Below are 24,663 nucleotides of genomic sequence, written 5' to 3' on the forward strand. Positions count from 1 at the left end.
TCATGGGGAAGAAGTCGAAGCGCACTGAGAAGCTCAACCTCCCGCTGGCGATTGAGTCAGAGAGCTCCGAGCGTCTTGAGGTGCGCCGCACCGCCAAGCTCTATATCGGCGGCGCATTCCCACGGAGCGAATCTGGTCGAAGCCAAGAGGTTCAACTCGCAAAGGGCGGCGTCGCCAACATTGCACGCGGCTCGCGCAAGGACCTGCGTGAAGCGGTGCGCGTTGCGCGAATCGCCGCCGAGCCGTGGGCCGCACGCACCGCAATGGTGCGCGGGCAGATCCTCTATCGCGTTGCCGAACTGATGGAGGGTCGCGCGGCGCAGTTCCGCGATGACCTGATCAGTCACGGCGCATCGAAGTCTGACGCGGCAGCAGAGGTCTCCGCCGCTATCGATCGCATGGTCTGGTACGCAGGCTGGCCCGACAAGCTCTCTGCCGTACTTGGCGGCACCAATCCCGTCGCCTCATCGCACTTCGTCTTCACCCTGCCAGAGCCGACCGGCGTTATCGCCTCCATCGCCCCTGAGGCATCGCCGCTCCTCGGCCTCGTCTCGCGTCTCGGCGGCATCCTCGCTGGAGCGAACGTGGCGATTGTGTTGGCGAGCGAATCGGCGCCGCTCCCCGCCGTCACCCTGGCTGAAACACTCGCCGTGAGCGATGTGCCGGCGGGCGTGGTGAACATCATCACCGCACGCCGAGCCGAACTGCTGCCGCACCTGGTGCGTCACGCCGATATCGATGGGTTCGACCTGTGGGGCTGCCCCGACGCACTGCTCGTCGAGGCGGAGCAGGGTGCCGCCGAGCACGTCGCCCGCGTCGCGCGTCGCCCGCATGGGGCGAAGGATCGCGCCGACGCCTTTGATGGCGAGCGCGGCGAGCGCATCGACGGCATCACCGCCTTCCTTGAAATGAAGACCGTCTGGCACCCAATCGGCTCCTAGCCGACGCCCCCGCGCCGGTGAGGCGCGCCGATCAGTACGTGCTAGTCGAGGGTGAAGTCGTCCGGATCGGCGTAGGCGCCCGTCACCTCTTTTTCGAGCTGCATCAGCAGGTCGTTCACCAGGCTCGATGCGCCGAAACGGAAGCGGTCGGGGGTGAGCCAGTCAGGGCCGAGCGTCTCGTGGACGACCACCAAGTATTGAATCGCCTCTTTCGCCGTTCGAATCCCTCCGGCCGGCTTCATGCCCACCACCTTGCCGGTGCGGTTCCAATGTTCGCGAATGGTCTCCAGCATGACGAGGGTCACCGGGAGCGTCGCCGCCGGTGTGACCTTGCCCGTTGAGGTCTTGATGAAGTCGCCGCCGGCGGCGATGGCGAGTGCAGATGCGCGCCGAACATCGTCATAGGTGCCCAGCTCGCCCGTCTCGAGGATGACCTTCAGATGCGCAGGGCCGCAGGCCTCTTTTACGGCGACGATCTCGTCCCACACCTTGGCGTAATCACCGGCAAGGAAGGCGCCGCGGTCGATGACCATGTCAATCTCGTCGGCACCAGCGGCAACCGCGTACTTCGTTTCGGCAATCTTGAGGTCGATCCACGAGCGCCCGCTCGGGAAGGCGGTGGCGACAGCGGCAACCTTGACGCCGCTCCCCTTGAGCGCCTCTTTCGCTACGCCAACGAGGTCTGGGTAGCAGCAGAGTGCCGCGACCGAGGGCATTGACGTATCGCCAGGGAGCGGGCGCATCGCCTTGGTCGCCAGCTGGCGGATCTTCCCAGGCGTGTCTCTCCCTTCGAGGGTGGTGAGGTCGCACATGCTTAGCGCTAGGCGCAGCGCCCACACCTTGGAAGACTTCTTAATGGAGCGCGTCTTGAGGGTGGCGACACGCTCCTCAATGCCAACACGGTCAACGGGGGTCGCGTCACGGAGCCAGGCCCCGAGCGCTCGCGAATCTGTAGCAACCGGTAGTGATGAGGTCATAGTGGGAGTATCCTCTCTCTCGCGGAGATGCGCACGCGGGTGCGCAGCCTGCGAGACAACGCGAGGGGAGGGGAGCAGTGGAGTTCCAGCGTGCCGATGATGCGCGTCGCCTCTTCTTTGAGATGCCGAAGCCTGAGCTTCATCTCCACCTTGATGGCTCACTGGATCCGGCCTTGGCCCTTGAACTTGCCGCAACGCGCAACGTTGATGCCCCGCGGGATTGGGCAGGGATGCGCGCCGCCCTCGTCGCCCCGGAGCGCTGCGCCGATCAGGCCGATCTCTTGCGCGCATTCGACCTGCCAATCGCCCTCCTGCAAGATGCCGAGGCGCTCGATCGCGCCGCTGAGCAGTTGGTGCGCGTCAAAGCTGCAGAGCACGTCGCCTACCTTGAAATGCGCTGGGGGCCACACCTCCACACCGCGAAAGGGCTCACGCAGTCGCAAGTGATCGCCGCCGTTGCGGCGGGCGCGCGACGCGCCTCCGCAGAAACTGGCATCGAGGTGCGCTTGATCGTCACCGCCCTTCGCTCGCACTCGCTGGAAGAGAATCGCAGCCTCGCAACTGCAGCAGTTGCCGCTCAAGACATCGGCGTCGTGGGGTTCGATCTTGCTGGTCGTGAGGCCGCCTTCCCTGACCCTCTCACATTCAAAGAGTCATTCGACATCGCGCGCAGCGGTGGACTCGCTATCACCCTCCATGCAGGGGAGTGGGGCGGCGCGGCGCAGGTGCGTCGCGCCCTAGAGGTGCAGCCGGCGCGCATCGCCCATGGCGGCGTCGCCGTTGATGACCCATCGCTCTGCGCCGAGCTCGCCGCGCGCAACGTCTCTCTCGACCTCTGTCCTACCAGCAATACGCAGGCCGCCATCGTTCCGGGCTACGGAGATTTCCCAATCGCCGAGCTGCGCCACCACGGCGTGCCAATCACCCTCAATACCGACGACCTGGTGGTGAGCGACATCACCCTCTCAGAGGAGTACCTCCATGTGCATCGTCGGCTGGGGCTCCCCGCGTCAGACCTGATTGCCCTGGCGCGAACCGGCTACGACTTCGCCTTCGCCGAGCAGGGAACCAAAACCCGCCTCAGGAACGCCCTGGAGACGTGGCTATCGCAGCGGGGTATGTAACAGAGCCGCAACCTTCCTCGCTACCCAATTGCAATGCGTGCGCATATCCCGCCGTTATGAGGCACAATGCCGCCACGGTCAGCGAATGGCTGACCTGCTCGGCGCCGTGGGCGTCTGAGCAAAAGAAAATAGCGGAGGGCTACATACATATGAAGACGCGAATGTTCGCGCTCCTCACCGTTCTCGCTCTTCTCGCCGCAGCGTGCGGTAGCTCGACGGCTTCGCCGTCAGCTTCCGTCGATGCCGGGAAGGCCGATTACAAGGCATGCCTCTCGTTGGACACGGGTGGACCTGCCGACAAGAACTTCAACCAGTCAGCCTTCGAGGGCCTCGAGGCACTCAAGGCTGAAGGGTTCCAGACGGCCTTGACGACCGCTGTTGATGATTCGTCGTACGCGCCGAACATTCAGCAGTTGATCGACGAGGGCTGCAATACCGTGATCGCGGTCGGCTACAACCAGGGCACCGCCCTGCAGGCAGCCGCCGTCGACGTAGCCAATGCAGACATTGCATTCGGCTGGGTAGACGCAACCTGGGCACTTGAGGATGGCACGATTCCGGCGAACTTCACCGGTATCGACTTCCAGATCGACGAGGCTTCGATGCTCGCCGCCTACTTGGCAGCTGGCATTTCGAAGACCCACGTGATCGCCACCTACGGTGGAGCCCCATACCCAGGCGTAACCAAGTTCATGGATGGCTGGGTCGCCGGCGCCAAGTACTACGCCGACAAGAAGGGCGTTGCAACCGATGTCTTGGGCTGGGATCCAGTCGCAGCCACCGGCACGTTCAACCCAAGCACCGCGCCGTTCAACGACGTGGACTTTGGTAAGACGACCGCTGACGCCTTCATGGGCCAGAGCGCTGACGTTGTGCACGCAGTTGCGGGCACCACGGGTAACGGCACGTATCAGGCAATGCTTGATGCAGGCAAGTACTCAGTCGGTGTGGACCTTGACCAGTGCATCAGCCTTCCTGAGTATTGTGGAACGCTCCTGACCTCAGCACAGAAGAACATCGGTGCTGCAGTGATCACGGCAGTGAACGACAACTTCGCAGGCAAGAAGGGTGGCACCAACTACATCGGTACGCTCGAGAACGGTGGCGTTCAGATCGCCACGCTCGATCGCACCGAGTCGGCTTGGACAGCCACCTTCGGCACGCTCGTAACCGCTGAGCTCAAGGCAGAGGTCGATGCCCTTAAGGCCGCGATCATTGACGGCTCAGTTAATGTCCTTGAGTGGGCAAAGAAGTAAGTACTTCTCCATCGTTTCGGCGATGAAGTAGTAGCTCTCCGCCCGGGTGCTTCGGCATCCGGGCGGAAGAGTATCTCCAGCAAAGCAGTGACAGAGTAGGGAGGGCACGCGTCGCATGAGGCTTGAACTGCAGAAGATTACGAAGCAGTTCCCTGGCGTTCTGGCGAACGATCGCATCTCTATCTCTGTCGATAAGGGTCAGGTTCTCGGCCTTCTCGGTGAGAACGGCGCAGGGAAGACCACCCTCATGAACATCCTCTCGGGCCTCTATCGGCCTGATTCCGGCAAAATTCTGATTGATGGCAAGGAGCGCATCTTCCGCGATCCTGCCCAGGCCATTGATGCGGGCATCGGCATGGTGCACCAGCACTTCATGCTCGTCCCCGTCTTCGACGTCACTGAATCCGTCGTGCTCGGCAACGAGCCAACCAAGGGCCCTCTCGGCAGCTTTGATCGGGCCACTGCACGCGCGCAGGTTGTTGAGCTCTCAAAGAGGCACGGCCTCCACGTTGACCCAGACGCAAAGATCGAATCACTCCCCGTTGGTGTACGTCAGCGCGTTGAGATCCTCAAGGCGCTCTATCGCAAGAGTGACATTCTCGTCCTCGATGAGCCATCAGCCGTGCTCACTCCGCAGGAGACGGAGGAACTCTTCGAGATTATTCGTGGCCTTGCAAAGGGCGGTACCTCGGTCATCTTCATCACCCACAAGCTGAACGAGGTCATCGCCGTTGCCGACAAGATCACCGTGCTGCGCCGCGGTGCTATCGCAGGCGAGACGACGCCGAAGAAGGCGACCGCCGCCAAGCTCGCGGAGATGATGGTGGGGCGCGAGGTGCAGCTCACGGTCAGCCGTTCCAAGTCCAAGGTTGCCGAGCCGATCTTGCAGGTGAAAGGGTTGAATGTTTTGAACGACGCGGGCGGCATTGCCGTGAACAACGCGACCTTTGAGGTTCGGAGCGGAGAGATCCTCGCTGTTGCGGGCGTGCAGGGGAATGGCCAAACAGAGCTCGTGGAAGCCCTGACCGGCTTGCGGCTCGTTGACTCAGGCACCGTCACCCTGGAGAAGAAGTCGCTGCATGCTGGTTCGCCACGTGAGATCGCGATGGCAGGAGTTGCCCACATTCCTGAAGATCGCAACCGCGACGGCATGGTGAAGGGCATGACGATCGCGGAGAACTACATCTTGAACACGTACCACCTGCCGCAGTACAGCAAGAACGGCCTGCTGAACCGCAAGGCGATCGCCGCCGCAACGGAGCAGGCGGTGAAAGACTTTGACATTCGCACCCCATCAATTAGCACAGACATTGCGTCGCTCTCCGGCGGCAATCAGCAGAAGGTGATTGTTGCGCGCGAATTTAGCCGCAATGTTCGTTTGGTCATTGCTGCGCAGCCAACGCGTGGTCTGGACGTCGGCTCGATCGAATACATCCACCGCCGCATCGTGGAGCAGCGCGATGCAGGCGCTGCCGTGTTGATTGTGAGTACGGAGCTTGATGAGGTGTTGGCACTTGGCGATCGCGTTGCCGTTATGTACGAGGGTCGGATTGTGGGAATCCTGGATGCCAAAGAGGCGACGCGTGAGCGGGTCGGCCTCCTCATGGGGGGTATCATCAAGTGAGCAGGTTGAAGAGGTTCGGCTCGAAGATTCGGGTTCCAGCGCTCTCCATCTCAGTGGCGCTGCTCGTTGGCGCGATCTTCATCATCTTCACCGACGTCGAAGTGCTCGGCGGGCTGCTCTCTGATCCAATTGGAGCGTTGGGCCTTGGCATTGGGCGAGCAGCAGCCTCCTACAGCGCCCTATTCCGCGGAGCGTTCGGCGATCCAGAGAATATCGGCAAGGCACTCGCCTCTGATGGCGACATCAAGCTGTGGGCGCGCGCACTACGCCCGCTGGTTGAGAGCGTAGTTGCCTCCGTACCCCTGATCTTCGTCGGACTGGGCGTTTCCGTTGCCTTCCGCACCGGCATCTTCAACATTGGCGGTGCTGGCCAGTACACCATGGGCGCCGTGGGCGGCACCATTGCAGCGCTCGTATTCGGCGCAGGCGTTACGCCAGCACCTATTGCAATCCTCCTCGTGATGATCTTTGGAATCATTGGGGGAGCAGCCTGGGCATTCCTGCCAGGCTATTTGAAGGCACGCGTCGGCGCAAGTGAGGTGATCACGACGATCATGCTCAACTTCATCGCTGGGCAGTTTGTCTTCTTCCTCGTATCAAACTTCGAATTTATCCAGAAGCCACCACGCATTCAGCCAGTATCGAAGGAGCTCAGCCAGTTCGTGGACCTCCCAGGAATCTTGCCGATCGCAGCCCTGCGGATGGACATCAGCATCATCATCGCGCTCCTCACCGCCGCTGCGGTCAGCTGGTTCCTCTTCCGGTCCACTCGTGGCTTTGAGCTTCGTGCAGCCGGCTTGAACCTTGCTGCAGCGAAATATGCAGGCATTGGCGCAAGTACTTCGATCATCACCGCGATGCTGATTTCAGGAGCCATCTCCGGTCTTGGTGGTGCGCTTGTGGCTGTCGGTACGATCAAGCAGCTCTCGCCTGGTATCGCGGGGAGCGTTGGCTTCACTGCGATCGCTATCGCCCTCGTCGGTGGTACCCGGCCGAGCGGCGTGGTTGCGACCGCCCTCGTCTTCGGCCTACTGCAGCACGGCGGTAGCCTGATGCAGGTTGAGACAAGCATCCCAATTGAAATGCTTCTCTTTATTCAGGCACTCGTTATCGCCTTCATCGCAGCCCCTGAGTTGACGCTCGGCATCTTGAAAAATCCGTTCCGACGACGACAACGTTCGGTGGGCAAATGAGCACGAAGGGAGGCAACGTGAGCAATAAGAAGAGGCCAGTGGCAGCGGCTCGCGCGAAGACCACCACGTCTGCCCCGGCAAAGCGATCAGGCTCGGCAGTAGACGGCGCAGATGCGCAGCAACAGCTCATCGCCTCGCGCGTCCGCGCGGTGCTCTTTGCGCTTTTCGCGCTCCTATCCCTTGCGATTACATCTGGCTCATCGGAAGTTGAGGGGAATTTCGCATTCTGGGTGGACAAGGTCGGCGGCACAGATATCTCGTTCTCAGTGCCGGTAGTTCTACTCTGGGCCGCCGTCACGGCCGGTTTTGGTGCGATGGCTGCCTTGCAATTTGTGCGCCGCGCCTCATTCAGGTGGCGCATTGCAATCGGTCTCGTCTCGCCCGTCTTGGTGTTTGCCCTCCTGGCCCGCCTCCTTGACGGTACGACTGCGAATCTGACCGTCTTCCTCACCAGCACGTTGACGTACGCCATCCCCGTCGGGATTGGCGCTCTTGCCGGCATTATTGCGGAGCGCAGCGGGTTCCTGAACATTGCGATTGAAGGGAAGCTGTTGTTCGGCGCCATGGTTGGATCAATTGCTTCGAGCATTACGGGAGTCGCAATCGCGGGCCCTCTCGCAGGCGCAATCTTCGGCGCAGGTGTGAGCCTCTTCCTCGCATGGCTCGGGATTCGCTACAAGGTCGACCAGATTATTGCCGGCACAGTGATCAACATCGGCGCGCTCGGCATCACTAGCTTCGCGTACCTTCGTATCCTGGCGCCATACAGCGAATTCAACAGGCCGATCGGTATCATGCCGATTCAGATTCCTTTCCTTTCTGACATCCCTGTGATCGGACCGATCCTCTTCTCGCTGAGCCCCTACTTCTACATCTCCGTTGGGCTGGTGCTCCTCTTCACCTACATGATCTTCCGCACCCGTTGGGGACTGCGTCTGCGTGCGTCTGGTGAGCAGCCGAACGCCGCCGGAACAGTGGGCATTGACGTGGTGAAGCTGCGCTATCGCGCAATGCTGATCGCTGGTCTGCTTGCAGGCTTTGCTGGCAGTTACATCGCACTGAGCGGTACTGGCGGCTTCGGCATCAACACCAGCGCGGGTAAGGGCTTTATTGCACTCGCCGCGGTGATCTTTGGCGCGTGGAATCCCGTCTACGCTTTCGGAGCGTCGCTGATCTTCGGTATGACGAGTGCGGCAACAACGCTCCTCTCAGGGCTCGGCGTTTCGGTGCCACCGCAAATCCTGCTCTCGATGCCGTACATCGTCACGATCATCGTTGTGGCGGGCCTTATTGGTCGAGTGCGCGCTCCGGCTTCGGCTGGCCGTCCGTACGACCAGGGATAGGGCGCTGGCGCTGTGAGCAACCCGTCGGTGCTCGGTTCGCCGACCTTCCATCACGCGAAGCTCACTCCTCGAACGGCACCGTTTGGCACCGTCGCCAAGCCGCTGCCGCTGATCATCGATAGTGATCCAGGGCTTGATGACGCGTTAGCGATTGCGTGCGCGGTGGTGCGGCCCGAGATCAACCTGCTTGCGGTGACAAGCGTTGGCGGCAATGCCGACGTGCGGCACTGCACGGAGAACGCACTGCGCCTGCTGCAGCTCTACGGTGCTGGTGATGTGCCAGTTGCCGAAGGTGCGGTCGGACCGCTCTCTGGGCCCCTTGAGCGCGCCACCGAAGTCCATGGCGAGGGAGGCCTTGGCAACACCAAGCTGCCGAAGGCTCCGCGCACAGCCGAACCAGAAGGGGCTGTGGCACTGATGGCGCGCATCCTGGAGGCATCACCAGAGCCGGTGGCGATTGCCCCAGTGGGCCCACTCACCAATATCGCGCTGCTGATTCGTTCATACCCACATCTCGCACCAAAGATCTCGCACATCTGCCTGATGGGCGGCTCGGTAGGGGAGGGGAACTCCTCTGCATCGGCGGAGTTCAATATCTATGCAGATCCAACCGCGGCCGAGATTGTGTTCAACAGTGGCCTGCCAATCACGATGATTGGCCTCGACGTTACCCATCATGCAATCCTCGACCGAACGATCCTTGATCGATTCGCGGCACTCCCTGGTGCATCGGCGAAGGTTGCCGCAGAACTGCTGAAGTTCTCGTTTGACCGCTCCGCCGCCTGGGGCCAGGGCGAGAAGATGGCCATTCACGACGCCGTCGCCGTGCTGCACCTCGCGATTCCAGATCTCGTCGGCGTATCGCCTTATCACGTGGTGGTAGATGCAACGCAGGGACCGGCGCGCGGTCGCACGATTGGAGATGCGAATCCATACCGCCTCAAGCGTGACAAGTTGGAGCCGAATTGCGACGTGGGGCTCACCATCGACAGCAAGCGATTCGCAGACGAGATGGTAGATATCTACTCGAAGCTGCCATGAGCGAGCTGAGGCCGAACCCGCTCCCGCTCTCGACGCCGTTCCCGCCGTCGCCACGCCGCGCACCACTCGGCACCGTTGCGAAGCCACTGCCGATCATCATCGACTGTGATCCTGGCCATGACGATGCAATGGCGCTCGCCGTTGCCTTTGCCCGCCCAGAGCTGAAGGTGCTCGGCGTCACCGCTGTTGCTGGCAACGCATCGCTGCCAAAGACCTACGAGAACCTGCGCCGCACCCTAGCCCTGCTTGGCGCCAACGAGGTGCGTGTTGCCGCTGGCGCTGCTGTGCCACTCGTGCGACCACTCTGGGTTGCGCCGTATGTGCACGGTGACTCGGGGCTCGACGGCGCTGAGCTTCCAGAGCCAACAGGCCTTGAGCACGCAGCGGGCGCCGTCGACCTGATTGCGACGCTGCTGCGTGAGGCGAGCGAGCGGGTGACACTTGTACCGCTCGGCCCACTGACGAACATTGCGATCCTGCTCCGAGATCACCCAGAACTGAAGGCGAAGATCGCCCACATCTGCTGGATGGGCGGCGCAATCGCCGAGGGGAATGTGACCGCATCGGCGGAGTTCAATTCGTATGTTGATCCTGACGCTGCAGCGATCGTCTTTGCTTCCGGGATCCCGATCACGATGGTCTGCCTCGACGCAACGCACCGCGCCCTTACGGGCGAAGCGGCGATGAAGCGGCTTGATGCGGCGGGAACGCTGCCGGCAAAGATCTTTGCCGACCTGCTGCGCTTCTACGCCATCTTCCACAAGGACCGCTACGACTGGCCAGCATCCGCCGTACATGATGCCGTGGCGGTCGCGCACCTTGCGGTCCCGAACCTGCTGGCGCTGGTACATGCCGCCGTTGATGTTGAGCTCGGCGACCTTGCACGTGGGCGAACGATTACCGACTGGTATGGCGATCGCCTGAAGCAGCGCGGACGCACCCCCGACGTGGATGTGGCGGTTGGTGTTGATGCCGACGCCTTCGACCGTGTTCTCGTGGACGCGATCCTCTCGTTTAAGTAGCGCTAGATCCGGTCGCGGAGCTCCGCGAGTAGGCCTGGGATCGCCGCCGTAATCTCCGTGGCGGTACGTTCGTACTCTGTTGGCGGGTGCCCCCACGGGTCGTCGAGATCGCGACCAACGGCGGTTGGGTCAAAGTCCCTGAGCAGACGGATCTCTGGCTGCCGCTCTGCCATGCGGATGGTGCTGCGCCCGTATCGCAGGTTTGTCTGATCTGCGGCGAGCACCAGATCAAGGGTCGCAGCGAGGGCCGGCGTAAAGAGGCGCGCATGGTGGCTACTTCGCAGGCCGCGTGCGCTCAAGATGGCGGCGCTATTCGCATGCATCTCCTCGCCGGCATGCTCATCGGAAGTACCACCGCTTGAGACCACCACGCGCCCAGCGAGGAGCGGGTCGGCGCTGATCGCCGCCTCAATGAGCACCTCAGCGAGAGGGGAGCGGCAGATGTTGCCGTGGCAGAGGATAAGGATTCGCAACATCCTTGGAGCCTAGCCGATCACCTCCTTTGCAGGCTCCAGGCTCGTGGTGCGTGAGGGAGCCCCGTTCGGTATCCTATGGAAGGGCACGGCGGGGTAGCTCACCGGTAGAGCAGGGGATTCATAAGCCCTTGGTAGCAGGTTCGATTCCTGCCCTCGCTACCATGAACCTTTAGGGAAGACGGAGAATGGAGGGGACCTAATGATTCCAAAGGCTCTGCGAAACGGTGCAGTCATGCTGATCCTGCTTCTCGGCACCGTTGTGCTCCTCGGTAGCGTCCTCCTAACCCCTGTGCCAGCCGCAACGAAGGACTACTCGGCATTCCTGGCCGAAGTCCGTGGGGGCAGCGTCGCCACCGTTATGCAGCAGGAGCAGATCCTGACCATCACCAAGATCGGCACCCCACCAGAGAGCTACCAGGTGCAGGTCCCTACGCAGCTGACCGATGTTTACAACGATGTCCGCGCCGCCGCCGTTGCTGGTGGCCGCAACCCTGACAGCGTGACGTTCGGCGCCAAGAAGCCCGACGGCTCCGGCCAGCTCTTTACCTTACTGATCAGCGCCCTTCTGCCAGTCCTTCTGATCGGTGGCCTTTTCCTCTTCATGATGCGCAGCGCCCAAGGCCAGAACAACCAGGCGATGAGTTTCGGCAAGAGCAAGGCGAAGATGTTTATTGCGAACAAGACCCCCGTCACCTTTGCCGACGTCGCAGGCGTCGAGGAGGCGAAGGTTGAGCTGGAAGAAGTTGTTGAGTTCCTGAAGTTCCCTGAGCGCTTTGAAGCGCTCGGCGCAAAGATTCCGAAGGGCGTCCTCCTGATCGGCTCACCAGGCACCGGGAAGACCCTGCTTGCCCGTGCTGTCGCCGGCGAGGCTGGCGTGCCATTCTTCAGCATCTCTGGCTCCGAATTCGTTGAGATGTTTGTTGGCGTTGGCGCTTCACGCGTGCGCGACCTCTTCGATCAGGCGAAGCGCAACTCGCCGTGCATCGTCTTCATTGACGAGATTGATGCCGTCGGTCGCCAGCGCGGTGCTGGGATTGGTGGATCAAACGACGAGCGCGAGCAGACGCTGAACCAGATCCTCGTGGAGATGGACGGCTTCGAGACGGGCACCAACGTGATCATCATCGCGGCCACCAACCGCCCCGACGTGCTTGACCCGGCGCTGCTGCGCCCAGGCCGCTTCGATCGCCAGGTGATCCTTGACCGCCCCGACCTGAAGGGCCGCGTTGCGATCTTGAAGGTGCACGTGAAGGGGAAGCCGCTCGACAAGACGGTGAACCTTGAAGAGATTGGGCGACGCTCGGCAGGATTCTCGGGAGCTGATCTGGCTAACCTCATGAATGAAGCTGCGATCCTCGCCGCACGTCGCAGCAAGCGCACCATCGGCATGGATGAGTTTGCCGAAGCGCTTGATCGCGTGATGGCTGGCCCACAGCGTAAGAGCCGCCTCATCACCGATGCAGAGAAGCAGATCATCGCCTACCACGAGGGTGGTCACGCGGTGGTTGGGCGCATCCTTGCGAAGTGCGATCCGGTCAGCAAGGTAACCGTGATCAGCCGCGGCATGGCGCTCGGCTACACCATGAACCTGCCGACCGAAGACCGCTACCTGCAGAGCAAGAGCGAATTTGAAGACAAGATCGCCGCGATGCTCGGTGGCAACGTTGCCGAGCAGCTCGTCTTTGGTGATACGACGACCGGTGCATCGAACGACATTGAGAAGGCGACCGATCTTGCGCGCAAGATGGTGACGCGCTTCGGCATGTCCGAGAAGCTGGGCACCGTCACGCTCGGGCGACAAGACGAGATGATCTTCCTGGGCCGCGAGATGTCGGAGCAGAAGAACTACTCCGAGGCCGTCGCAAAGCAGATTGATGAAGAGGTTCGCGCGATCATCGACCGTGGCGCCGTGCGCGCACGCGAAGTGCTCACCAAGCATCGCGATCGCTTGGACGCGCTTGCTGCGAAGCTGATTGCCGAAGAGACGGTTGAGGGAGACGCCTTTGAGACGCTCTTCGCCGATCTCCCTGCGAAGCCAGCCGCATACGCGGGCCTCCTTGATCGCCTTCGCGCCGCGGGAGTTTCGATTCCAACCGCGAGCGTCGAGCCGAAGAGCGAACCGGTCGTAAAGCCAGGTCCTGGCGGCGCGGCGGCGGGGCAGCCAGCCTGATGGCCTACGCCCCAACGCTCGCCTGGAAGGGGCTTGAGGGGCCAGAGGAGGCGCATCTCGTCGTCACCGCCACCTCACGGATGGCGAAGTACGCGGAGTTCCTGAAGATCCCGAGCGTCTCTGCCCTCCCTGAGCATGCTCCGGATTGCCGGGCAGCCGCCGAGTGGCTCGCCACTGAGCTCCGTCGCATCGGCGCAGAGCGCGTTGAGGTGAGTGAGACGGGTGGTCACCCCATCGTTGTTGCCGAGAAGATCGTCAATAGCTCGCTACCGACCGTGGTGATCTACGGCCACTACGATGTACAGCCTGGGGATCCGCTCGACCTTTGGAAGACGAGCCCATTCGAGCCGATCGTTCGCGACGGCCGCATGCTCGGTCGCGGCTCTGCCGACGATAAGGGCCAGATCGTGATCCACCTCAGCGCACTTGAGGCGCTCGTCACCACGCGCGGCACTCTGCCAGTGAACGTGAAGTACGTGTTTGAAGGCGAAGAGGAGTCGAGCTCCGTGAACCTTGAGGCGTGGATGGCGGCGAACCCAGACCGCTGCAGCGGCGACGCCGTGATCATCAGCGACTCCGGCTTCTTTGACGGCAACCGCCCCGCACTGACGGTTGGGCTCCGTGGCATCACCTATCTTCAGATCAATGCGCGCGCCTCCGATGTGGACCTGCACTCGGGGAGTTACGGCGGCTCCGTCGTCAATCCCGCCAACGCTCTCGCCGCCATGATCGCCTCGCTGCATGACGCGAACGGCCACATCACCGTTCCCGGCTTCTACGACGATGTCGTTGCGCTCACACCAGCTGATCGCGCCGCATTTGCTGCGCTGCCATTCGATGAGCCCGGCTATCTTGCTGGGATCGGGGCCACCGCCACGGCGGGGGAGAGCGGCTACTCCACGGTCGAGCGACGCGGTGGGCGCCCAACACTCGACGTGAATGGGATCTGGGGCGGCTTTATGGGTGACGGCTCCAAGACGATCATCCCTGCGCATGCGCACGCCAAGATCTCGTGCCGCCTTGTGACCGCACAGGACCCCGCGAAGATCGGTCGACAGGTTGAGGCGGCACTGCGCGCTGCCGCCCCTGCCGGGCTGCAGGTCGAGGTGCAGAACCTTGGCAACGGTGACGCCTTCCTCACCCCACTTGGCGACCCGTACCTCAACGCAGCGGCGGGAGCCCTTGAGGCTACCTTTGGTGTGCCGCCGCTCTATATCCGCGAAGGCGGCTCCATTCCGATCGCCGCACTCTTCCAGAAGGAGCTTGGCCTGCCAGTGGTCTTGCTCGGCTTCACGCCACCAGACGACAATGCGCACGCGCCAAATGAATCGATGGACCTTGGCAATTTTGAGGGCGGCATCCGCGCCGTCATTCGCGCACTCGACGCTATCGCCGCCGTTGGCTGACCGCCTGTGAAGGTAGCGCTGCTCGGCCTCGGCCTCATCGGCGGCTCCATCGCGCGAGCACTGCGTGAAGATCCCGCTGGGGTTGGCCCCTTTGATGAGAGTGGCCTGGAGATTGCCGCATGGACACCAACGCAGACGGGCCCGCGAGAGGCGCTGGCGGCGGGAGTCATTGACACCGTTGGTCGCTCGATCGCCGAAACGGTTGATGGTGCAGCGCTCGTGGTTCTCTGCGCACCACCAATCGCCATGACCGCAATTCTCGACGAGCTGGTGATCTGTCGCCGCTCTGGTCGCCTCGCTGATGGGGCGATCGTGACCGACGTTGCCTCAACGAAGGTGTGGATCGCGCGAGAGGCGGCGGCGCGCAACATTCGCTTCTGCGGGGGCCATCCGATGGCGGGGAGCCACGAGACTGGTTTCACCGCGGCAGATGCCAATCTCTTCCTTGGTCGCCCTTGGGTGATTGTTCCCCGCTCCAATGGTGGTGGCGCGGCCGCACTCGTCGAGCGACTCGCAACCAGCTGCGGTGCGCGTCCAGTGATCCTTGAGGCGGAGCTGCACGACGCCGCCACCGCCGCGGTCAGCCACCTCCCACTCCTCCTGGCTGCAGCACTCGTGGAGACCGTGGCACTCGGTGAGGCTGCCGATGCCCCTGACGGCTGGAAGATCTCGCACCTGCTCGCCGGTACCGGTTGGCTCTCCGCCACGCGGCTTGCACGTGGCTCTGAGGCGATGGGCGCCGACATCTTGGCGACGAACGCACGCGAGGTTCGCCGCCAGCTGAAGAGGCTACGACTCGTCTTGGAGCAGTGGGATGCGCGCTTGGCCGCCGCAGAGAACGACCCAATTATTGGTCGCACGGACCTGGAGGGGCGCCTCGCCGCTGCGCGCGCGGTGCTCACGGAGAGCGAGTGAGCGTTGATCCGTTGGCAACGGGCGCCGACGAGGAGATCGTTGGCATCCCTCGCGACCTTGCGCTCCCTGCAGGCGCCTGGACTGGGATCCGCGCCTTTAGCAGCTCGGAGGAGGGGGAGCGTGAGATTAGACGCCTCGACGGGTTGGCCCAGGCGCGTCCGCGGCGCGAGCTCGAGTCGGATCCCTCCTGGAAGCAGCCGATCCCCTATGCGGTGGCCCTTTATCGCCCCGAGGGGACCCCTGCGGGCGACGTGCAGCTCTTCTGGATGGATCGCCTTGCTGGTGGCAGTGACAAGCGACTGCACGGTCGCGCCTCGTTCGGCGTGGGTGGCCACATCTCGCCCAGCGATGGCGGCATTCGTGCCGCGCTCGCTCGAGAGTGGGTCGAGGAGGTTGCCACGTCAACCCTCCCGCACTTCACGCCGCTCGGGTTGCTGAACGACGATGGTGACGATGTTGGTCGTGTGCACCTTGGCGTAGTCTTCATTGCCACGCTGACCACGCCCGCTATTCACATTCGTGAGACGCATAAGCTTGCAGGTTCTCTCGTGCCGGTGAGCGAGGCACTCCGCCGCAGGGACGAACTTGAGGGATGGTCGGCGCGCCTGATTGACACGATCGCAAAGGTTGCAGCAAGCCTCTAGACCTCGCTACGTGAGCGGTATGTTGCCGCTGTGATCGTCTCTCCATGCCAACCTCAGTCGCCTCTACCGCGCTCGTTGGCATTGAGGGGGTTCCCGTTGAGGTCGAGGTTGACGTTGCCCCTGGTATCCCTGCGACACGAATCGTGGGACTCCCCGATACCGCTGTAGGGGAGGCGCGCGAGCGAATACGCTCCGCCATCCGTGCGGCCGGTTACACCTGGCCCGCTCGTCGCATCACCATCAATCTAGCGCCAGCCGATCTACGCAAGAGTGGCGGCTCGTTTGATCTCGCCATCGCGATCGGCATTCTGCTTGCCAGCGGCCAGATTCGTCATCGTGGCAAAGGAACGCTGGCAGCGATCGGTGAGCTAGCGCTCGACGGCAGAGTGCGCAACGTTCCCGGTGCGCTGCCACTCGCCCTGCCACTCCTATCAGCTGGGCATCGCGTGCTACTACCAGCGAGCGTGGCGGCGCTGCTGGGGCCGTGCCGCGGCGAGGCGATTCCCGTTGCAACGCTCGCGGATGCTGCATCGGCGGTCGACGGCAGAGTCGCAGGTCCGCCCTCCTTGCCAGAGATCGCTCTGATGCCAGCACCGAGCGAAGAGGTGGCGTGCGAGCTCGCAAGCATTCGCGGCCAACCGATTGCATCGCGTGCAGTCTTGATTGCAGCATGCGGTCGTTTTCCAATTCTGCTCGAGGGTCCGCCAGGCGTGGGCAAGTCGATGCTCGCTCGGGCACTGCATGAGATCCTCCCAGACCTTGCTGTGGAGGAGCGCAGTGAGGTTGCATCCATCGCCTCTGCAGGTGGCCACGCTGTAGGGCTCTCCTTGAGACCGCCGTTACGGGCACCGCATCACGACATAACGGTGGCGGGGCTCATCGGCGGAGGCCCGCGCATGACTCCAGGCGAGCTGACGTGGGCACATCGCGGACTCCTGCTGCTCGATGAAATCGGTGAATTCCGGCGCGACGCGCTTGAGGCGTTGCGCGAACCACTTGAACGGGGGAGTGTTGACTTAGTTCGAGCGGGGCGCGCGGTGCGCTTTCCTGCGGATGCGATCGTGGCGGCCACGGGGAATCCCTGCGGCTGCGGCGAGTTGGAGCATCCGAGTGGCACCTGTCGCTGTCTCCTTAGCGCGCGGCGGCGAGGGAGCCTCTCGCTCTCCGCACCGATTCGTGATCGATTCCCGCTACGCGTGCGGCTTGCCCGACCGAGCACGCCTCTTGCTGCGCTCCCGCGCGGCGAACTCACCACGCTGGCGGCTCGCGAGCGCGCAACATCGGTCCGCGCCGCCCTACTGCAGCGATCCGACGGTGGCGACGTAATGACCCCTGCGACGCGCCGCACGATTGAGGGTCTCGGCGTACGCGCATGGAATCAGATTGAGCGGATCGCGATGGTGGTGGCCCTCCTTGATGGCCGCGAGGTTGTTGGCGACGCTGATGTGGCGGAGGCGATCCACCTGCACGGCGATCACTGGTGAGCGCCGTGATGTTGAACCCAGGCGACCCGCGAATCCCTGAGCGGCGCAGCGAGCCGCTCGGGCTCGCCCCCGATGCAGATCGGCGGCGCCCACTCTGGGCGCAGGGGCGGGTGGAGGTGCTGGGGAGGCCATCCATTGGGATCGTCGGCACGCGGCGCCCCTCGCCCCACGGCATATCGGCCGCTCGGCGCATCGCCTTTGAGGTTGCGCGATCGGGGTGGTGCGTCGTCTCAGGGCTCGCCCTGGGGATCGACGAAGCGGCCCATTTGGCAGCCGTAGAGGCGGGAGGGGAGACGATCGCCGTACTTCCTAGTCCCGCCCCGCTCGGGCTGCGCTACGGAGCGCGGCGCCTTGCTGAGCAGATCCAGCAGGCCGGCCTCCTTCTCTCTGATCGACCGGTCGGCACTCCGCCTGCCGCCTGGAGCTTTGCCGCCCGCAACCACCTCCTGGCGGCCCTCTGCGACGGGCTAATCGTCGTTGAAGCACCTGAGGGCTCTGGGGCGCTGATCACCGCAGAATCGGCGGCAGGGCTTGGGCTCCCGATCGCCATCGTCAGCGCCCCGTACGGTGCAGCGACAGCGGAGGGGGGCCTGCGCTGGCTGCAACGGGCACAAGAGTTGTCTTTGCGTCTCACAGAAGAGCGCTCGCCCGTGCTCATTTCAGGGGAGGCCGACCTCCGCGCGTGGCTTGCTGTCTGTGCGTTGTCCTTGCGTGGTCATTTCGCTGCGCCTCCGGAGGTGGCCTTCGTAGCAACGAGCGCCGGCGCGGGTGAGGCCTCCGGTTTGCAGCGTGAAATCCTTCAGAGAGTCGATGCAGCTGGTGCTGAGGGGGTCGTAGAGGGCGATCTAAGCGGCCTCTCGCGGGAGTTGCCAGGGGCACTCGTGGCGGCCCTGACCCTCTTGAGCCTGCGCGGGCTGATCGAGCAGCGCGGTGGCCGTTGGCGGCGCGTTCTGGGGTCGGTGCTACGCTCTCGCCCATGACGAAGGCAGCCACCAACCTCGTGATCGTCGAGTCGCCGGCCAAGGCCCAGACGATCGAGCGGTATCTCGGCCCCGATTACACCGTGCTCGCCTCCTATGGGCACATTCGAGATCTCCCCCAGAAGACGAAGAAGGGGAGCATGGCGGTGGACGTGGAGAACGGCTTCACCCCAGTCTACGAGATTATTGAAGATAAGCAGAAGCGCCTCGATGACATCACTCGTGCCGCCAAGAAGGCAACCTCCGTCTGGTTGGCAACCGACCTTGACCGTGAGGGGGAGGCGATTGCCTGGCATGTGGCGGAGGCCCTCGGTATCCCCGAGGCGGACCGACGCCGGGTTACCTTCAGCGAGATCACCAAGGGGGCCATCCTCGAGGCGTTTGCCCACCCCCGCGCGATCAACCTGGATCTTGTTAACGCTCAGCAGGCGCGCCGCATCCTGGATCGCCTCGTCGGCTATCGCCTTTCGCCGCTCCTCTCGCGACTCGTAAAGCCGAAGCTCTCGGCGGGGCGGGTGCAGTCGGTGGCACTCCGCCTCGTTGTGGAGCGCGAGCGCGTCATCCGCGCCTTTATCCCGCGTCATTACACCACCGTTGAAATTGGGATTCGCCCAGCCACCGCTGTCGACCTGATCGTCCCAGCCACCCTCATCGGCGAGAAGGGGGAGATCCTTGAGCTCGATCCAGAGGTAGCAGCAGCGGCGGTAGCTCGACTCGAGGGTGCCGACGCGGTCGTCGTGGATCGCAGTGAGGGGACGCGCAAGCAGCGCCCCGTTCCGCCATTCACCACATCGACACTGCAGCAAGAGGCGGGTCGCAAGCACGGCTTCCGCTCGCGCGTCACGATGCAGCTCGCCCAGAAGCTCTACGAGGGTGTGGAGATCGGCGGCGAGCGCACCGGCCTCATTACCTATATGCGCACCGATTCGCCAACGCTGAGCCAGCAGGCCATCAGCGACGCCTCGGCAGTGATCCGTGAACGATTCGGCCCAGAGATGATCGTTGAGGGCGGCCGCCAGTACGCCTCGAAGTCAAAGAACGCACAAGAGGCCCACGAAGCGATTCGCCCAACCAATCTCGCCCTCACCCCCGAACTCGCCGCGCCATACATTGACGAACGCGAACTGAAGGTCTACACGCTGATCTGGCGCCGCACGATTGCGTCGCAGATGCCCGACAAGCTCTCCGCCTCGACGACGTTGATTTGGAGCGCGGGGAGTGATCGCCTGAAGACTGTTGCGACGCGAACACTCGAGCCAGGCTTCACCGCGGTCTATCTCGAGGGTCGCGATGACGAAGACGAAGATGCTGAGGCGAAGGTTCCCGATCTGCCAGAGGGTTCGAAGGGGAGCGTTGCAACCGTGGAAGGTGTGGCGCATGCCACAAAGTCCGAGCCACGCTTTACCGAGCCGACGCTCGTCAAGGAGCTCGAGAAGTACGGCATCGGGCGACCATCTACCTACGCCGCCATCATCGAGCGCATTCAAGAGCGGGAATATGTCGACCGCGACAAAGATAATCGCCTTCGCGCCACGCGCCTCGGCGAAACGGTATGCGACCTACTCACGACGCACTTCACCGCCTTCGTTGACCTCGGCTTCACCGCCGGCATGGAGGAGGAGCTTGATGCTGTGGCAGAGGGGCGCGCGAATTGGCGCGATGTCTTGCAGAAGTTCTGGAGCACCTTCGACCCACTCGTTCTTGAGAAGGCGCAGTCAATCGGTGCTGGAGAGTTCCGTAACCGCGCCAGCGAAGAGGAGTGCTCAGAGGGGCATCCGATGGAGGAGCGCCTCGGGCGATTCGGTTGGTATCTCGCCTGCACCCTCTACCCAGAGCATGCCGAGCGCAAGTCGCTATCAAAGGTCATTGGCGACGACACGCCATCCGGCGACACGCCGACCCTTGAGGGTGCGGGTCTCCCGTGTCCAATGTGCGGCGCTGAACACGGTGGAAAGATGGCGCAGCGACGGAGCCGCTTCGGCTGGTTCCTCGGCTGCGATCGGTATCCAGAGTGCAAATACATTCCGAAGGCCGAGGTTCCCGCAGAGTTCAAGCTGGAGTTTGACGCGCTCTGCCCGGTCTGTGGCACCGAGCACGGCGGCAAGCTCGGCCCGAAGAAGAACAATAAGAGGGGCACCTACTTCTATTCGTGTAACCGCTACCCCGATTGCAAGACGATTCGACCGCGTCCGTCGGGTGCGACACATGCCGAGTGTGGCTCCGTCATCGGTAAAGACGATGAGGGCGGCATCTGCACGAAGTGTGGCGCGCGCGTGACGCTGCCAGAGGTGGTTGCCGTTGGTTCGGTGATTGCGGGTGGCGAGCCTGATCCGCTCGCCTGGGTGCCGAAGCGCCCACGACGCGGTGCAGCAGCCTCAGTCGAGAGTGGCGCGAAGGCTGCATCAAAGAGCAAGGCGAAGCCGAAGACGAAGGCCAAGGCGAAGCCGAAGGGTAAGGCGAAGCCGAAGGCCAAGGCCAAGGCGAAGAGCAAGGATCCCGCGGCGGAGCCCGTCGCCGTTGAGCCGGTCGCGGAAGCACCGGCTGAACTGGTGGAAACGGCCTAATGAGTCGGGGCCGCGAACCGGCTCCCGTGGCGCAGCTCTCTTCTGCTGCGACTGACCCGCGAATTGCTCCGTTCATCATGCACCTGCGCGCACGCGCCCTCTCCGCTGCAACAGAACGTTCGTACCGCACGGCGGTAGAGCGGCTCACCGCCTGGTACGACGACGAGGGGATCGATTGGCGCACGCCAAGTCGCGCTGACCTGCGTCGCTACATCGCGCTCCTCAGTGAAGATGGTGAGCGCTCCACCGTGCAGCAGCGGCTCGCCGCTCTCGGCACCTTCTACCGATTCTGGGTGCGGCAGGGGAGTGTGGCGAAGGATCCGCTGCATGCGCTCGCCCGACCGAAGCGTGAGAAGCGGCTCCCCGATGTCTTGTCGCAAGCGCAGGTGGAGCAGCTCATCGCGCAGGCGGCGATTGGCAACTCAGCCTCGCTGGCGCTTCGCGATACGGCGCTGATTGAACTGCTCTATGGAGCCGGCCTACGCATTGCCGAAGTTGTGGCAATCAAGCTCGCCGACCTGCAGCTTGGACGTGGCGAAGTGAAGGTGACGGGGAAGGGTGACAAGCAGCGTGTTGGGCTCTTCGGCGCGCCGTGTCGTCGTGCCCTCGAAGCGTATCTCTCAGATGGTCGCCCGGTGCTTGCTGCACTCGCCGCCACTCCAGGCGCGGCACTCTTCTTGAATCGCAGCGGTGGATCGCTCGGAGAGCGTGGCGCGCGCGCGCGACTTGACGACATCGCACGTGCCGCCGGTCTGCCGGAGGCCTTTCACCCACACACGTTGCGCCACTCGTTTGCTACACACCTCCTTGATGGCGGCGCGGACCTGCGCGTCGTGCAAGAGCTGCTCGGACACGAGAGCCTCGGAACGACACAGGTCTACACCCATGTTTCAACGACGCGCCTACGCGGGCTATACAAGTCGGCGCACCCGCGCGCACGACGTGCAGGGGCTAAGCCATGAAGCCGCGTCGAGCGGTGCCAATTGCTCGTTCAAGCACTGCGCGTAGCAGCTCTATTCTCGCCGCCGGTGCACTCGCATCACGCATCGCTGGATGGGCGCGCATCACGGTCCTCATTGCCGTCTTTGGGGCGACCGGAACGCTCGACCCATTCCTCGCCGCATTCCGCATCCCCGATATCGTGTTCGCGCTGGTTGCCGCAGGTTCCATTGCAACCGTCCTCGTGCCGCAGTTGAGTGCTCTGCTTGAGAGGGGCGAACGTCGCAGAGCGCAGCGGCTCGTGGGCTCAGTGTTCGTCACCATGCTCCTCCTCCTCGGCCTCTTCTCGCTGGTCGTCATCATTGGTGCAAGCGCACTTAGCGGCCTCTTGATGGGTGGATTACCGAGCGCCCAGCAGCGCGAGGCGTCAGACCTCAGCGTCATCCTGCTGGTGGCCACGATTGCGCTGGCACTCTCCGCCATTTGCGCCAGTGCCGCCGCAGCGCGATCGCAGTTTGGCGTCACTGCCATTACCGGCTTGGTGTACAGCGCTGGAACGATCGCCGGCGCGCTGATCGGCGGCCGCGCCGCTGGAGGTTATGGACCAGCCATTGGTACGGCTGCTGGTGCGATTGCCGTACTGGTCATAACTGGCGTCGTGCTGATGCGAAGCGCCCTGCGTCCGGCACGGCCGAACTTCCGTGATCCACTCCTGCGGGATGCGCTTCGCTCGCTCCTGCCACGTGTCGGCTCGGTTGTGCTGGTCCAGCTGCTGCTCGCGTATCTCATTCTGCTCGCCGGAACCACTGGGCCGGGTGCGATCACGATTTGGTCGTACGCCTTCACCCTCCTGCAGGTGCCACTCGCCCTGGTCACCTCTTCGATTGGCATTGCGATTCTTCCGAAGGTGGCGGCCCAGGCGGCACGCGGAAATTTCGCGGTCGTACGCGCGCTGGCCGTTGCAAGCATCGGGGCCGTGATTTGGATGATGGCGCCCATCGCAACGCTTGGCGCACTCTTCTCGTATGACGCGGTGCGGCTCGTTGTTGGCGGGAACATCGATAACGCCTCTGCGGTCGCGACCGCAGATCTACTCCGGCTGCTCCTTATTGGCCTCGTCGCGCACGGCGTGATCTCGGTCGCGGTGCGCCTCTTCTACGGTTTGCGCGATACGGTGCGCCCCACTCTCGCGGAGCTTGGTGGGAATATCGTGATCTTCGCCCTGGCGACCCTCTGGGTCCCGCTCGTGGGAGTGACTGGCATTGCGACGTCACTCCCTCTCGGCACCTGGATTGAGGCGGTTGTCCTGCTTGCCCTGCTGGTTGCGCACAGGCAGATCCTCAACGCGGCCACGGTTGTTGGCATCGCTCTCTTTGCCGTCATTGCAGCACTCGTTTCGGCGGGGCTTGCGACCGCGATCACACTGCCACTCCTTGAGGGGGCACGCCTTTCGGGGGTAATGCCAGGTGCGGCGGTTGCGACACTCGGCACCGTCGTTGGACTTGCCGCCTATGTTGCCCTCACGATTCTGGCGCGCCGACGAGAGGCGCTCCCGCTGTTCCGCCGCATCGCACCACTCGCGCCAAAAGGGCTTCGGGCGCTTCTCCTGCGTGCCGAGGTGAGCGCATGACGATCCGCCGCGTTGATCTGGGCTCTCTTGAGGCACAACGCGCGTGGGATGCGCGCGCCGTCGATGCGCCTGGCGGTGACGTACACCAGGGGAGTGCCTGGCTCACCTATCGAGCCAGCCTCGGGCGCGAAGCGATCGCGCTAGAGGCTGATGACGCCCCAATCGGCATCCTCTTGAATCGCGCTCCACTCTTCGGCCTCCCCAAAGGGCATGCGCCGCGTGGGCCACTCGCTCCGTGGGGCGCCACGGTCGCTCAGGCGGTGGCTGTTGCAGAGCGCATTCAGCGCGTCGCCACCTGGCTTGGAGCGGAGTACGGCCTCGTCGCACTAGATGCTGATCCGTGGCTGCCGGCTGGCGAGGCGACCGAGTCTGCGTTGCGTAACGCTGGACTCCAAAAAACCGACGAGATCTTTCCCAGCCAACATGCGATGGTGCTGCGCGCCAGCGCGACCGGAACATCGGAGGCTGACCTCTTTGAGGGGATCACCAAGAGCACTCGCCAGCGCATCACGCTCGCCGAGCGTGCAGGGTTCGTTGCCGAACGGATCACGCACCTCACTCCTGCTCCTGAGCGCACGGCACTCTGGGACCAAGTGCAGCTTTTACTCGAGGCCACGGCGCAGCGCAAATCGTTCGCGCTCGGCTCATCGGCATCGATGATCCGCTGGTGGGATCAACTCGTTGCAACGGAACGCGCTGAGATCCTCGCCGTCCGCGGCACCGCCGGCGCACTTGTCGCCTTCATCGTGATCTTGCGACATGGTGAACGCATCACCACCGACGCATCGGGTGACGATCCCATCGCGCGGAGGGAGACCCCTGGTGCGCTTGCCCTGCTGCGTTGGACGGCGATCAAGATTGCTGCGGGGGAGCGCCGTATCACCGATCTCGGCGGCGTGGATGTTGCTGGACATCGGGATGTTCCGGTTGAGGG

The 24,663-nt window shown here is 63.3% G+C and carries 20 protein-coding genes and 1 tRNA gene; 19 read left to right on the forward strand and 2 right to left on the reverse strand.

Annotated features, from left to right (window positions below; translation table 11 throughout):
• The first annotated feature begins 2 nt into the window (after nt 1-2).
• Nucleotides 3-941: an aldehyde dehydrogenase family protein gene (locus tag AC3LB0_RS00445; protein WP_488649210.1), complete on the forward strand. Its 939-nt coding sequence runs from the start codon at nt 3-5 to the stop codon at nt 939-941.
• Nucleotides 942-982: 41 nt separating this feature from the next.
• Here the strand turns inward: AC3LB0_RS00445 and deoC are convergent, their stop codons facing one another.
• Nucleotides 983-1,918, reverse strand: coding sequence for a deoxyribose-phosphate aldolase (gene deoC, locus AC3LB0_RS00450; protein ID WP_488649211.1), 936 nt, complete (start codon nt 1,916-1,918; stop codon nt 983-985).
• A 77-nt stretch (nt 1,919-1,995) separates the two neighbouring features.
• On the opposite strand from deoC, the gene add reads away from it, so the two are divergent.
• The 7 genes from add to AC3LB0_RS00485 all read left to right on the forward strand — a co-directional run bounded on the left by add (nt 1,996) and on the right by AC3LB0_RS00485 (nt 10,521).
• Nucleotides 1,996-3,042 carry an adenosine deaminase gene (gene add / locus AC3LB0_RS00455; protein ID WP_488649212.1) on the forward strand — a complete coding sequence of 349 codons (1,047 nt, stop codon included), beginning with the start codon at nt 1,996-1,998 and terminating at the stop codon, nt 3,040-3,042.
• Nucleotides 3,043-3,191: 149 nt separating this feature from the next.
• The gene (locus AC3LB0_RS00460) at nt 3,192-4,298 is read left to right on the forward strand and encodes a BMP family lipoprotein (RefSeq protein WP_488649213.1); all 1,107 of its coding nucleotides are present in this window, start codon (nt 3,192-3,194) and stop codon (nt 4,296-4,298) included.
• Between the two features lie 115 nt (nt 4,299-4,413).
• The gene (locus AC3LB0_RS00465; RefSeq protein ID WP_488649214.1) at nt 4,414-5,922 is read left to right on the forward strand and encodes an ABC transporter ATP-binding protein; all 1,509 of its coding nucleotides are present in this window, start codon (nt 4,414-4,416) and stop codon (nt 5,920-5,922) included.
• A complete protein-coding gene (locus AC3LB0_RS00470) occupies nt 5,919-7,115 on the forward strand; it encodes an ABC transporter permease (RefSeq protein ID WP_488649215.1) in 1,197 nt (398 codons plus the stop codon). Before AC3LB0_RS00465 ends, AC3LB0_RS00470 begins: the two co-directional genes overlap by 4 nt.
• Nucleotides 7,112-8,458 carry an ABC transporter permease gene (locus AC3LB0_RS00475; RefSeq protein ID WP_488649216.1) on the forward strand — a complete coding sequence of 449 codons (1,347 nt, stop codon included), beginning with the start codon at nt 7,112-7,114 and terminating at the stop codon, nt 8,456-8,458. The genes AC3LB0_RS00470 and AC3LB0_RS00475 overlap by 4 nt, the downstream gene beginning before the upstream one ends.
• Before the next feature lie 12 nt (nt 8,459-8,470).
• Entirely contained in the window at nt 8,471-9,499 is a 1,029-nt protein-coding gene (locus AC3LB0_RS00480) for a nucleoside hydrolase (protein WP_488649217.1), read from the forward strand.
• Nucleotides 9,496-10,521: a nucleoside hydrolase gene (locus AC3LB0_RS00485; protein WP_488649218.1), complete on the forward strand. Its 1,026-nt coding sequence runs from the start codon at nt 9,496-9,498 to the stop codon at nt 10,519-10,521. The genes AC3LB0_RS00480 and AC3LB0_RS00485 overlap by 4 nt, the downstream gene beginning before the upstream one ends.
• 2 nt (nt 10,522-10,523) lie before the next feature.
• On the opposite strand, the gene AC3LB0_RS00490 is transcribed toward AC3LB0_RS00485, so the two are convergent.
• Nucleotides 10,524-10,997 carry an arsenate reductase/protein-tyrosine-phosphatase family protein gene (locus AC3LB0_RS00490; protein WP_488649219.1) on the reverse strand — a complete coding sequence of 158 codons (474 nt, stop codon included), beginning with the start codon at nt 10,995-10,997 and terminating at the stop codon, nt 10,524-10,526.
• Nucleotides 10,998-11,084: 87 nt separating this feature from the next.
• On the opposite strand from AC3LB0_RS00490, the gene AC3LB0_RS00495 reads away from it, so the two are divergent.
• From AC3LB0_RS00495 to AC3LB0_RS00545, 11 genes are all read left to right on the forward strand, one after another.
• Nucleotides 11,085-11,159 (forward strand) — tRNA-Met (locus AC3LB0_RS00495).
• Nucleotides 11,160-11,196: 37 nt separating this feature from the next.
• Complete coding sequence (ftsH, locus tag AC3LB0_RS00500; protein ID WP_488649220.1) at nt 11,197-13,167, forward strand: ATP-dependent zinc metalloprotease FtsH; 1,971 nt, start codon at nt 11,197-11,199, stop codon at nt 13,165-13,167.
• On the forward strand, nt 13,167-14,573 hold the full coding sequence (locus AC3LB0_RS00505; RefSeq protein ID WP_488649221.1) for a dipeptidase: 1,407 nt from the start codon (nt 13,167-13,169) through the stop codon (nt 14,571-14,573). The genes ftsH and AC3LB0_RS00505 overlap by 1 nt, the downstream gene beginning before the upstream one ends.
• A gap of 6 nt (nt 14,574-14,579) precedes the next feature.
• Nucleotides 14,580-15,488, forward strand: coding sequence for a prephenate dehydrogenase (locus tag AC3LB0_RS00510; protein WP_488649222.1), 909 nt, complete (start codon nt 14,580-14,582; stop codon nt 15,486-15,488).
• Nucleotides 15,485-16,132 carry a hypothetical protein gene (locus AC3LB0_RS00515; RefSeq protein WP_488649223.1) on the forward strand — a complete coding sequence of 216 codons (648 nt, stop codon included), beginning with the start codon at nt 15,485-15,487 and terminating at the stop codon, nt 16,130-16,132. Before AC3LB0_RS00510 ends, AC3LB0_RS00515 begins: the two co-directional genes overlap by 4 nt.
• Before the next feature lie 44 nt (nt 16,133-16,176).
• Complete coding sequence (locus tag AC3LB0_RS00520) at nt 16,177-17,616, forward strand: YifB family Mg chelatase-like AAA ATPase (protein ID WP_488649224.1); 1,440 nt, start codon at nt 16,177-16,179, stop codon at nt 17,614-17,616.
• Nucleotides 17,617-17,624: 8 nt separating this feature from the next.
• Entirely contained in the window at nt 17,625-18,596 is a 972-nt protein-coding gene (locus tag AC3LB0_RS00525) for a DNA-processing protein DprA (protein WP_488649225.1), read from the forward strand.
• The gene (topA, locus tag AC3LB0_RS00530) at nt 18,593-21,160 is read left to right on the forward strand and encodes a type I DNA topoisomerase (protein ID WP_488649226.1); all 2,568 of its coding nucleotides are present in this window, start codon (nt 18,593-18,595) and stop codon (nt 21,158-21,160) included. The genes AC3LB0_RS00525 and topA overlap by 4 nt, the downstream gene beginning before the upstream one ends.
• The gene (locus tag AC3LB0_RS00535) at nt 21,160-22,122 is read left to right on the forward strand and encodes a tyrosine recombinase (protein ID WP_488649227.1); all 963 of its coding nucleotides are present in this window, start codon (nt 21,160-21,162) and stop codon (nt 22,120-22,122) included. The genes topA and AC3LB0_RS00535 overlap by 1 nt, the downstream gene beginning before the upstream one ends.
• Nucleotides 22,119-23,729 carry a murein biosynthesis integral membrane protein MurJ gene (murJ, locus tag AC3LB0_RS00540; protein ID WP_488649228.1) on the forward strand — a complete coding sequence of 537 codons (1,611 nt, stop codon included), beginning with the start codon at nt 22,119-22,121 and terminating at the stop codon, nt 23,727-23,729. Before AC3LB0_RS00535 ends, murJ begins: the two co-directional genes overlap by 4 nt.
• Nucleotides 23,726-24,663: GNAT family N-acetyltransferase (locus tag AC3LB0_RS00545; RefSeq protein ID WP_488649229.1), on the forward strand; the 938-nt coding region annotated here is incomplete at its 3' end. The genes murJ and AC3LB0_RS00545, both read left to right, overlap by 4 nt.

The organism is Candidatus Limnocylindrus sp. (genome assembly GCF_040397235.1).
Taxonomy (GTDB): Bacteria; Chloroflexota; Limnocylindria; order Limnocylindrales; family Limnocylindraceae; genus Limnocylindrus.

Excerpts from the sequence above, each read along its gene's own strand:
- AC3LB0_RS00535 (WP_488649227.1), top strand. The coding sequence starts at position 21,160 with ATGAGTCGGGGCCGCGAACCGGCTCCCGTGGCGCAGCTCTCTTCTGCT.
- AC3LB0_RS00465 (WP_488649214.1), top strand. The coding sequence starts at position 4,414 with ATGAGGCTTGAACTGCAGAAGATTACGAAGCAGTTCCCTGGCGTTCTG.
- AC3LB0_RS00525 (WP_488649225.1), top strand. The coding sequence starts at position 17,625 with ATGTTGAACCCAGGCGACCCGCGAATCCCTGAGCGGCGCAGCGAGCCG.
- AC3LB0_RS00485 (WP_488649218.1), top strand. The coding sequence starts at position 9,496 with ATGAGCGAGCTGAGGCCGAACCCGCTCCCGCTCTCGACGCCGTTCCCG.
- AC3LB0_RS00490 (WP_488649219.1), bottom strand. The coding sequence starts at position 10,997 with ATGTTGCGAATCCTTATCCTCTGCCACGGCAACATCTGCCGCTCCCCT.
- AC3LB0_RS00505 (WP_488649221.1), top strand. The coding sequence starts at position 13,167 with ATGGCCTACGCCCCAACGCTCGCCTGGAAGGGGCTTGAGGGGCCAGAG.
- topA (WP_488649226.1), top strand. The coding sequence starts at position 18,593 with ATGACGAAGGCAGCCACCAACCTCGTGATCGTCGAGTCGCCGGCCAAG.
- AC3LB0_RS00460 (WP_488649213.1), top strand. The coding sequence starts at position 3,192 with ATGAAGACGCGAATGTTCGCGCTCCTCACCGTTCTCGCTCTTCTCGCC.
- ftsH (WP_488649220.1), top strand. The coding sequence starts at position 11,197 with ATGATTCCAAAGGCTCTGCGAAACGGTGCAGTCATGCTGATCCTGCTT.
- deoC (WP_488649211.1), bottom strand. The coding sequence starts at position 1,918 with ATGACCTCATCACTACCGGTTGCTACAGATTCGCGAGCGCTCGGGGCC.
- AC3LB0_RS00445 (WP_488649210.1), top strand. The coding sequence starts at position 3 with ATGGGGAAGAAGTCGAAGCGCACTGAGAAGCTCAACCTCCCGCTGGCG.
- murJ (WP_488649228.1), top strand. The coding sequence starts at position 22,119 with ATGAAGCCGCGTCGAGCGGTGCCAATTGCTCGTTCAAGCACTGCGCGT.
- AC3LB0_RS00475 (WP_488649216.1), top strand. The coding sequence starts at position 7,112 with ATGAGCACGAAGGGAGGCAACGTGAGCAATAAGAAGAGGCCAGTGGCA.
- AC3LB0_RS00520 (WP_488649224.1), top strand. The coding sequence starts at position 16,177 with ATGCCAACCTCAGTCGCCTCTACCGCGCTCGTTGGCATTGAGGGGGTT.